Source organism: Actinomycetospora sp. (genome assembly GCF_036497245.1).
Classification (GTDB): Bacteria; Actinomycetota; Actinomycetes; order Mycobacteriales; family Pseudonocardiaceae; genus Actinomycetospora.
This window is the reverse complement of sequence record NZ_DASXJS010000034.1, coordinates 42908-52261: the sequence shown is the minus strand read 5'-3', so window position 1 is coordinate 52261 and position 9354 is coordinate 42908. Positions and strand designations below refer to the sequence as shown.

At 75.5% G+C, this 9354-nt stretch carries 10 protein-coding genes; 7 read left to right on the top strand and 3 right to left on the bottom strand.

Annotation, left to right across the window (positions count from 1 at the left end):
- On the top strand, positions 1 to 559 hold a 559-nt coding region (locus VGI02_RS04500), incomplete at its 5' end, for an acyl-CoA dehydrogenase family protein (protein WP_331626063.1).
- A 43-nt stretch (positions 560 to 602) separates the two neighbouring features.
- On the opposite strand, the gene VGI02_RS04495 is transcribed toward VGI02_RS04500, so the two are convergent.
- Both VGI02_RS04495 and VGI02_RS04490 read right to left on the bottom strand, forming a co-directional pair.
- A complete protein-coding gene (locus tag VGI02_RS04495) occupies positions 603 to 1316 on the bottom strand; it encodes a TIGR03089 family protein (protein ID WP_331626062.1) in 714 nt (237 codons plus the stop codon).
- Between the two features lie 107 nt (positions 1317 to 1423).
- Positions 1424 to 3349: an LCP family protein gene (locus tag VGI02_RS04490; protein ID WP_331626061.1), complete on the bottom strand. Its 1926-nt coding sequence runs from the start codon at positions 3347 to 3349 to the stop codon at positions 1424 to 1426.
- A 308-nt stretch (positions 3350 to 3657) separates the two neighbouring features.
- On the opposite strand from VGI02_RS04490, the gene rfbD reads away from it, so the two are divergent.
- The 3 genes from rfbD to VGI02_RS04475 all read left to right on the top strand — a co-directional run bounded on the left by rfbD (position 3658) and on the right by VGI02_RS04475 (position 5946).
- Positions 3658 to 4578 (top strand): dTDP-4-dehydrorhamnose reductase, encoded by a 921-nt coding sequence (gene rfbD, locus VGI02_RS04485; protein ID WP_331626068.1) that lies wholly within the window; start codon positions 3658 to 3660, stop codon positions 4576 to 4578.
- Positions 4579 to 4714: 136 nt separating this feature from the next.
- Complete coding sequence (locus tag VGI02_RS04480) at positions 4715 to 5005, top strand: hypothetical protein (RefSeq protein ID WP_331626060.1); 291 nt, start codon at positions 4715 to 4717, stop codon at positions 5003 to 5005.
- A 56-nt stretch (positions 5006 to 5061) separates the two neighbouring features.
- Positions 5062 to 5946, top strand: coding sequence for a glycosyltransferase family 2 protein (locus VGI02_RS04475; protein ID WP_331626059.1), 885 nt, complete (start codon positions 5062 to 5064; stop codon positions 5944 to 5946).
- Here the strand turns inward: VGI02_RS04475 and VGI02_RS04470 are convergent.
- The gene (locus VGI02_RS04470) at positions 5943 to 6479 is read right to left on the bottom strand and encodes a hypothetical protein (RefSeq protein WP_331626058.1); all 537 of its coding nucleotides are present in this window, start codon (positions 6477 to 6479) and stop codon (positions 5943 to 5945) included. The genes VGI02_RS04475 and VGI02_RS04470 overlap by 4 nt on opposite strands.
- A 143-nt stretch (positions 6480 to 6622) precedes the next feature.
- Between VGI02_RS04470 and manB the strand changes: the two genes are divergently transcribed.
- From manB to VGI02_RS04455, 3 genes are read left to right on the top strand one after another with little or no spacing between them, the layout of a single operon-like run.
- Positions 6623 to 7717: a mannose-1-phosphate guanylyltransferase gene (gene manB, locus VGI02_RS04465; protein ID WP_331626057.1), complete on the top strand. Its 1095-nt coding sequence runs from the start codon at positions 6623 to 6625 to the stop codon at positions 7715 to 7717.
- Between the two features lie 34 nt (positions 7718 to 7751).
- Positions 7752 to 8699, top strand: a complete 948-nt coding sequence (locus tag VGI02_RS04460; RefSeq protein ID WP_331626056.1) for a DNA-3-methyladenine glycosylase family protein — start codon at positions 7752 to 7754, stop codon at positions 8697 to 8699.
- Between the two features lie 25 nt (positions 8700 to 8724).
- The gene (locus VGI02_RS04455; protein WP_331626055.1) at positions 8725 to 9306 is read left to right on the top strand and encodes a MerR family transcriptional regulator; all 582 of its coding nucleotides are present in this window, start codon (positions 8725 to 8727) and stop codon (positions 9304 to 9306) included.
- Positions 9307 to 9354 lie beyond the last annotated feature (48 nt).

The following is a 9354-nucleotide window of genomic DNA, read 5'->3' as shown; positions in this document are numbered from 1 at the left end:
CCCCAAGGAGAAGAAGCTCGGCATCAAAGGCTCGCCCACCACTGAGCTGTATTTCGAGAACTGCCGCATCCCGGGCAACCGGATCATCGGCGAGCCGGGCAGCGGGCTGAAGACGGCGTTCGCGACGCTGGACCACACCCGCCCGACCATCGGCGCGCAGGCCGTCGGGATCGCGCAGGGCGCCCTCGACGCGGCCGTCGACTACGTGCGCGACCGCAAGCAGTTCGGCAAGGCGATCTCGGAGAACCAGGGCGTGCAGTTCATGCTCGCCGACATGGCGATGAAGATCGAGGCAGCGCGCCACCTGGTCTACGTCGCCGCCGCCAAGGCCGAGCGGGGCGAGAAGAACATCGGTCTCGTCGCGTCGGCGGCGAAGTGCTTCGCGTCGGACACCGCGATGGAGGTGACGACGGACGCCGTCCAGCTCTTCGGCGGCGCCGGCTACACCACCGACTTCCCGGTGGAGCGGATGATGCGCGACGCCAAGATCACGCAGATCTACGAGGGCACCAACCAGATCCAGCGCATGGTGATGGCCCGGCAGGTGCTCAAGGGCTGACGCCCCGCGGGCGGGTGTCGTCGTTCCCCACGACGACATCCGCTCACAGCACGCGCAGCGCCTTCTCCGTCTCGCCCTTGCGGTCGAGGGACGCGAGGTCGGGGTTCCGGACCTGGACCAGGGAGCCCCCGGCGGCGAGCACCGCGAGCAGGCCGTCGACCAGGCCGCCCTCGAGCGCGAGCGGCCAGTCCGCCACGGAGAGCGCCCGCGATCCGGCGTCGTAGCCCAGTTCCGCGGCCCGGCGCCGGGCGGTGGTGACGACGTCGTCGACGCTCGCCTCCCCGAGAGCCGGGGCGTCGCCGGGGACGGGGCCGAGCGGGGCGAACGCGTCGCCGTGCATCCGGACCTCACTGGCGTAGTCGATCGCGTCGCCCGGCAGCCCGTCGAGCGGTCGGCCGAAGGCGTCGAGCGAGAGCCCGACGACGAGGCCCGCGGCTCCCGCCGCGTCGAGGTGCGCGGCGTCGGCGAGGGCGACGTCCGCGCCGGCCGGGTCGTCGGTCACCACGGCCCCGTTCCACCACGCGCCCAGCAGCACGACCGCTGTCTGCCAGTGCGCGGGCAGCAGGACCGCCACCCGCATGCCCGGTTCGACGTCGCACTCGTCGCGCAGGAAGTTCGCGGTCTTCGCGATCCAGTTCGCCAGCGTCTCGCCGGAGAACTCGAGACGCTCGCCCGTGGCGTCGTCGTAGAACGTGATCAGCGGACGGCGCGCGTCGGCGGCGAGCGCCGGGGCGAGGAGGGCGTCGGTGACGGTCATCGGGCGGCGACCCTATCCGGTGATGTGCGCCGGTGATGACCTGAGCCGGTGATGTGAGCGAGGGGCCCGACGTCAGATGTCAGCGATGCGCCACCGCTGACGACGGCTCAGTTCACGCAGGGGACGCCGTCGGCGGTGATCGGCGGCTGTGCGGGCGGCGGCGGCGCGGTGTCCTGCGAGTCGCCGCTGGGCTGGCTGATCACCGCGCCCGGTCCCTTGTAGTCGGACGCGAGCAGCACGCGGACCGTGTTCGGCGGCACCGTCGGGTCGGCCCGGGTGGGCAGTCCGCCGAGCGTCTTCGCGACGACACCCGCCGCCGCGTCACCGCCGGGGCCGAACGCGATCGCCGAGGACTGGGTGCGCTGGTCGGCGTTGCCGGACGCCACGTGCGTGTAGCCCTGGGCGCCGAGGATCTGGACGACGCGGGCCGCGGCCCCCTCGGTGCCCGAGGCGTTGCGGACGTCGACCGGGATCGTCGCCGGGGCGGGCCCGGCGGCGGCCGGGGCGGGCGCCGTCTTGGGCCCGATCGCGTCGGCGACGAAGCGCTGGACCTCGAGCTGGTCCACCTTGAGGGCGTCGCCCGCCCCGGTGTTCTCGCCGCCCTGGGTGGGGATCGTCATGAAGGACACCGCGCCGCCGCTGACGCCCTGCATCTGCTGGGCCAGGCCGAGGAGATCCCAGCCGTTGTCGAGGATCACCGACTGCTTCACCGCGTCGAGCAGCTTGGTGAGCGTCACCGGGTCGGCGAGGGTGCCCGCGGAGAGGATCTTGTGCGAGAGGCCGGCGAGGAAGGCCTGCTGGCGTCGGACCCGGTCGAGGTCGCCGAGCGGCAGGCCGTGGCGCTGCCGGACGAACGCGAGCGCGTCCTTGCCCTGCACCGAGCGCGGGCCCGCGGCGAAGTGCGCGCCCGAGAAGTCGTCGTCCACCGCGTTCTTCAGGCACACGTCGACGCCGCCGACGGCGGTGGTCAGGTTGAAGAAACCGAGCAGGTTGACCTCGGCGTAGTGGTCGACCCCGATGCCGGTGAGGTCCTGGACCGAGTCGATGAGGGCCTGGCGCCCGGCCTCGGAGGACTTGACGTCGATGTCGGCGGGGTTGCTGTCGCCCCCGGCCACCAGCTGCTGCTGCTCCGCGGCCTTGGCCGCGGGATAGACCGAGTTCAGCTTCCCCTTGCCGGCCTGGCCGGGCAGCTTGATGTAGCTGTCGCGGGGCAGCGAGAACGCCACGGCGCGGCTGCCGTCGTTCGGCACCCGCACCAACATCATCGTGTCGGTGTTGAGCTCCCCGTCCGCGGACCCGGCGTCGAGCTGGTTGAGGACGTCACGCGGCAGCGGGTTGCCCTGCGCGTCGGTCCGGCTGTCGGTCCCGACCAGCAGGATGTCGGTGGCGCCGTCGGCGGCGGTGCCCTTCTTCGAGAGCGCCCCCGAGCCGGCGAAGCTGCCCGACAGCGCGGCCCACGCGGTGCCGCTCATCGCGAAGACCAGGACGGACGCGACGACGGCGAGGATGCGCAGGATCCGTCGTCCCCGGCCGTGCGGGCCGCCGGCGGGAGGCGCCGCCGGGCCGCCGGGACGGGGCGGGGGTGCCGGGCGCGCGGGCGAGGGGCGCCGCGAGGGCGGCGGGGCGGAGGGTCCGTCCGGGCGCCTGCCGCCGCCGTCGCGCGCTGGTGGCGCCTTCGGCGGGCGGGGCGCGTCGTCGGGCCGTGCGGCGGGCGCCTTCGGCGGGCGGGGCGCGTCGTCCGGGCGCGCCGACGGTCCGCCGCCGTCACGCGGCGGTGCCCCGGTCCGGACCGGTGCCCCGTCGCGCGGGGGTGCACCGCCGCGGTCGGCGGCGCTCTCGGGCGGCGGGCCGTCGCGGAAACCGACCGTGCCCCGGCGTCCCCGTGCCTCGTCCGCGCCGGGGGCCTTGCCGCGGCCGCGGGCCGCGGGCGGGCCCTGCGGGGGCGCCGCGGGATCGGGCCCGGGGTCCCGCCCCGCCGAGGGGCCGAACCGGCGACCGGGATCCCGCAGGGAGCGACCGCGCTCGTCCTTCACGCGGCCTCCCTTCGTGATCGGCGGAGCGGGGCAGCAGGGGTCGGGTTCGTGTCGTGGGTGCCGTGTGGGGGCACCCGGGGCCGGGCGCTCCCGGACGGGGACGTCGTCGTCCCGTCGTGGACATCTCAACCAGGCAGGTTAGACGGCCTCGCGCGTGATTCGTGCCGACCACCCGTTAGGGCCTGCCACGGCGCGTCGGAGGATGGCACACGCTCGCGCGTGACTCCGGAGCCGGGATCGGGGCCAGGGGTCGGGATGCGACGACGCGGGAGCGATACCGACGGCGGGAGGACGACGACGTGCGCTGGATGGTGACGGGAGCGGGCGGAGCGCTCGGGACGGACCTCGTCCGGCTGCTGCGCGCGGACGGTGAGCGGGTGACGGCCCTGACGCGGGCCGAGCTCGACATCACGGACGCGGATGCGGTCGAGGGCGCGGTCGCGGCATGGGCGGAGCCGTCGGACCCCGGCTTGCTGCTCAACGCCGCGGCGTTCACCGCGGTGGACCTGGCCGAGACCGACCCGGACGCGACGCGCGCCGCGCACGCCGTCAATACGGTGGCCCCCGGTCTGCTGGCCGGGGCCTGTGCCCGCCACGGCGCCCGGATCGTGCACGTCTCCACCGACTACGTCTTCGACGGCGCGGGACCCCGGGGGCGCACCGCCCCGGACGGCGGCACGGCCGGGTACGAACCGGACGACCCGACGGGCCCGGCAGGCGTCTACGGGCGCACCAAGGAAGAGGGCGAGCAGCGGGTCCGCGAGGCGGCCGCGGCGCACCACGTCGTGCGCACCGCGTGGGTCTACGGCGACACGGGCGCCAACTTCGTGCGCACCATGGCCCGGCTCGCAGGGGACCGGGAGACCCTCGACGTCGTCGAGGACCAGCACGGATCGCCCACATGGTCCGCGGACCTCGCGGCCGGGCTGGTCGCGCTCGGGCGCTCCGACGTCGCGCCCGGCACGCTGCACGCGACCGGTGGCGGGGTCACCACCTGGTGCGGGTTCGCGCGAGCGGTGTTCGAGGAGCTGGGCGCGGACCCCGGGCGGGTCCACGGCTGCACCACCGAGCAGTTCCCCCGTCCGGCGCCGCGACCGGCGTGGTCCGTGCTCTCCCCGGCGTCGTGGACGGCCGCCGGACTGCCGCCGCTGCGTCCGTGGCGCGACGCCCTCGCTGCCGCCGTCCGCCGCCACCCGGAGCTGCTCGGCCGCACCCCCGCCGTGCGCTGAAGGGTAATCGTCAGACGCCGGACGGCCGAGCGGCGCCCGGCGCCGCGGACGCCCCCCGCCGGGACCTTTTCCCGATCCCGATCAGGCGTGTCGGCGAAAGGTCGTCACTCCTGCGCGCCCCGCGCGTTGGACCGGCATGGCGATGGAGACGGTGCTGCTGGCCCTCCTGGGCGTGGTCGCGGTCTGGTTGGTGGTCGACGCCGGCCGGGAACGCCATCGCCTCCGTGCCCGGATGGACCGCGCGGCGCGACGAGCGGTCGGTGACGACGGCCCCGCGGGCATCTCCTCCTCGCACCGCCGATCGGTCCGCACGTCCGGTCCCGTGGCCCGTCCCGCCGAGATGAACACCGGCGGCGTCGGGCCCGAGTCGTGGCGCTACTGGCCCCTCGCGCTCCCGTCCACCGACGAGTTCCGCCGGCACGTCTGAGCCCGCTCGGCGGGGGGAGTGACCTCCCCGCTGGGCCTCGGGCCAGGATGGCCCGCATGACGGCGGCGCCCCGGAGTTCCAGTGCGACGACGACGTACGGCGACGGTCTGGCCGTCGTCGTCGTCACCTACTCCCCGGGCGACTCACTGTCCGCCTTCCTCGACTCCCTCTCCGACGCGACCGGCCGCCCGGTCCGCGTGGTGCTCGCCGACAACGGTTCGGTCGACGGGGCCCCCGAGGCCGCGGCCGCCGCGGGGCGCGCCGAACTGGTCGGGATGGGGGAGAACCTCGGGTACGGCGCCGCCGCCAACCGTGCGGTCGCGGGGCTCGACGGGTCCGTCGGCTGGGTGCTCGTCAGCAACCCCGACATCGTCCTGGGTCCGGGGGCCCTCGACGCGCTCCTCGAGGCCGCGGAGCGCTGGCCCCGTGCCGGCGCGCTCGGCCCGCTGATCCGCACCGACGGCGAGGTGTACCCCTCGGCGCGGCTCCAGCCCTCGCTCGGGCGCGGGATCGGGCACGCCGTCTTCAGCGCCGTGTGGCCGGGGAACCCGTGGACGCGCTCCTACCGGCAGGAGGGGTCGGTCGCCGAGCGGACGGCGGGCTGGCTCTCCGGTTCCTGCGTGCTGCTGCGCCGCGAGGCCTGGGACTCCGTCGACGGCTTCGACCCGCGGTACTTCATGTACTTCGAGGACGTGGACCTCGGCGACCGGCTCGGCCGTGCCGGGTGGCTCAACGTCTACGCGCCCGACGCGCAGGTGGTGCACACCGGCGGTCACGCCACCACGCGCGACGCCCCGACCTCCGCACGGATGCTGCGCGAGCACCACCGCAGCGCCTACCGCTTCCTGGCCGACCGCTACCGCGGCGCCCGCTGGGCCCCGCTGCGGGTCGGGCTGCGCGCGGCGCTGACGGCGCGGGCGCGCTGGTCCATGCGGGACTAACGGCTGAAGAACCGCTTCCACCACGGCACCCGGACCCCGACCGGCGGGGTGGTGGGCGCGTCGGACGGTCCGGGGCCCGCGTCGGCGCGCGAGGTGCCGACGTGGGCGCCGTCGGGACGGGGAGACGGTCCGCCCGGCGTCGGGAACGGCGCCGTGCGCGGCCGCGTGGCGGCGGTGCGCACGGTCGGCGCCTCGGCGGGGGGCAGCGGGCGCATGAGCGTCGGGTCCGACACCTCGACCGGCGTCGTCTCCGGCTCGCTCGGGTAGGGCCTGCCGTGGGCTCCCCGACGGTGGGGGTCCTGCCCGGGTCCCGGGCGTCGCCCGTCCGCGGGGTGACGCGGCGCCGGCGGGGGCTGCTGCTGGCGACCCTGCGTGTTCGCCGACCCGTTCTGATAGGGATGAGTCGGGATCATCTGCGTCTTGGAGGCATCGAACGGTGACTCGGCGTTGTCCGGCGTGACCACGGTGCCATTGCGCTGCTGCGCGCGGGCGATAGCCTGCTGGGCACGGTCCCACGCGTTCGACGGCTCCACCACGCTGCTCCTGCCCGGTCTCGGTCGGAGTTGCCCCGACGGCGGGGTCAGCGACCCGTGACATGCCGAGGAAACGTCACAGTAGCGCCCGGACGGGACGCCGTCGTCACACCGGGCCCTCACGATCATCAGGGAGGTCGGTCGTGGACACCACGGGGGGACTCGACCGGACGGCCGCCGTCGTCCTCGTCGGGGGACAGGGGAGCAGGCTGCGGCCGCTGACCACCTCGACGCCGAAGCCGATGCTGCCGACCGCGGGGGTGCCGTTCATCGGCCACCTGCTCTCGCGGATCGCGGCGGCGGGGATCCGGCGGGTGGTGCTCGGGACCTCGTACCGCGCGGAGGTCTTCTCGTCCTACCTCGGCGACGGTTCCGCGTTCGGGCTCCAGCTCGAGTGCGTGCCCGAGCCCGAGCCGCTCGGGACCGGCGGCGGCATCCGGCACGCCGCGGACGCGCTCGAGGACGACTACGACGAGGTCATGGTCTTCAACGGCGACATCCTGTCGGGGGTCGACCTCGGCGCCGTCGTCGACGAGCACCGCGCCGCGGCCGCGGACGCCACGCTGCACCTGGTGCGGGTGGCGGACCCGACCGCGTTCGGCTGCGTGCCGACCGACGCCACCGGGCGGGTCGAGCGGTTCCTCGAGAAGACGCTCAACCCGCCGACGGACCAGGTCAACGCCGGCTGCTACGTGTTCCGCCGCGAGGTGGTCGACGCGATCCCGACCGGGCGGGCGGTCTCGGTCGAGCGGGAGACGTTCCCCGGGCTGCTCAGCCGCGGCGCGCGGCTGCAGGGGCACGTCGAGTCGTCCTACTGGCTCGACCTCGGGACGCCCGCCGCCTTCGTGCGCGGCTGCGCGGACCTGGTGCAGGGAATCGCCCCGACGTCCGCGCTCCCGGGGCCGGTCGGCACGGCGCTGCTGCTCGAGGGCGCCAAGGTCGTGGGCTCGGCGTCGCTGTCCGACGGCACGACGCTCGGCCGCGAGGTGGTCGTCGGCAACGGATCGCGCGTCATCGGGTCGGTGGTCATGGACGGAGCGCGCATCGGCGACAACGTCACCGTGACGCGGTCGGTGATCGGCCCCGGCGCGGTGATCGGCGACGAGACCGTGGTGAACGACGCGGTCGTCGGCGACGGCGTCTCGGTGGGCGCCGGCTGCGAACTGCGCGAGGGCGTGCGGCTCTGGCCCGGCATCACCATCCCGGACGGCGGTCTGCGATTCTCGGGAAGTGCCTGAGGTCGTCCCGCCCGCCCCGGAGGCGGAGCCCGGCGTGGCCCGACCCGTGGCCCGACCCTCGGAGTCGGCCCCGGACGGGGCGCGCCGGCGGCGCTGGGAGCCGGGCTTCGTCCTCGACATCCGGGCGCTGATCGGGCCGCTGCGCCACGGTCGCGGTGATCCCACCTGTCGGATCGACGACGACGGCGTCGTCTGGCGGGTGTGCTCGACCCCGGCGGGCCCGGCGACCACCCGCATCCGGCGGATCGGCACCGAGGTGGTCGCCGACGCCTGGGGCGACGGCGCCGAGTGGGCGCTGGAGGGTCTGCCCGCCCTGCTGGGTGCCGAGGACGACGACGAGGGCTTCGTCGGTCACCACCCGCTGGTCGCCGACGCGCGCCGCCGCATGCCCGGCCTACGCCTGGGCGCCACCGGCGGGGTGTGGGACGTGCTGTTCGCCGCGATCCTGGAGCAGAAGGTCACCGGGACCGAGGCGCACCGCTCGTGGCGCGAGCTGTGCCGGCGCTTCGGTGCGGCCGCGCCCGGACCGGCGCCGCACGGGATGCGCGTGCCGCCGACGCCGCGGGAGACGAGGGCGATCCCGGACTGGGAGTGGCACAAGGCCGGCGTCGACAGCGCGCGGCGCCGGGCGATCCTGGCCTCGGCCACGGTCGCGCACCGGCTGGAGAAGGCCGTCGAACTGCGGGGCGCCGAGGGACGGGCGCTGCTGCGCAAGATTCCCGGCATCGGAGTGTGGACCGCCGCCGAGGTGGCCCAGCGGGCGTGGGGCGACCCGGACGCCGTCTCCGTCGGCGACTTCCACATCCCCTCGACCGTCGGCTACGCCCTGGTGGGCCGGAAGCTCGACGACGCCGGGATGCTCGAGGTCCTCGCCTGCTACGCGCCGCAGCGGCAGCGTGCGGTGCGCTACATCGAGGCGTCCGGGTTCCGACGACCGCGGTTCGGTCCGCGGTACTCGCCCCGCGACTTCCGCGAGATGTGAGGGGATTCGCGTGGGGGGCGGGACGATGACCGGGTGGAGCGCGGCGGAGGTGGCGCGCGCGAGCGGGACGTCGATCGGGCAGTTGCGGGCGTGGGAGGGCTCCGGGCTCCTCGTGCCCGGTGTCGCCTCCGATGACGGCTACCGCGCCTACGGTCCCGACGACCTCGTCCGCCTCCAGCGCGTCCTGCTCCTACGGACCCTGGGTGTCCCCGACGACGGGATCGCGGCGGCCCTCGAGCACACCCCGGACCCCGCGGCCGCCCTGCAGAGGCACCTCGACGTCCTCGAGGCGATGCGGGAGCGTCTGGGACGCCAGGCCGCGGCCCTGCGGGCGACGCTGGACGGGCGCGCGGGCGACCCGGCCACGATGTTCGACGGGTTCGACGACCCGGACCCGGTCCCGCCCGACGAGCTCGCGGACCTCGGCCGGGCGTGGGCGCGGACCTGGGCGGCCGGAGAGCCCGTGGACGGCGCGGCGGCGCAGGCGCTGGCGGGACGTCACCGGGCGCTGTCCGGCCCGGAGCTCACCCCGGGCCTGGCCGACGCCCTGGACCGCCACGGACTCGGCACCGCCGCCTACGCCCGCGACGCCCTCTCCGTCAGCTGAGCCGGGGTCGGCCGGCGTGGTTCTGGGTCCCGGGCATCACGTGCAGGT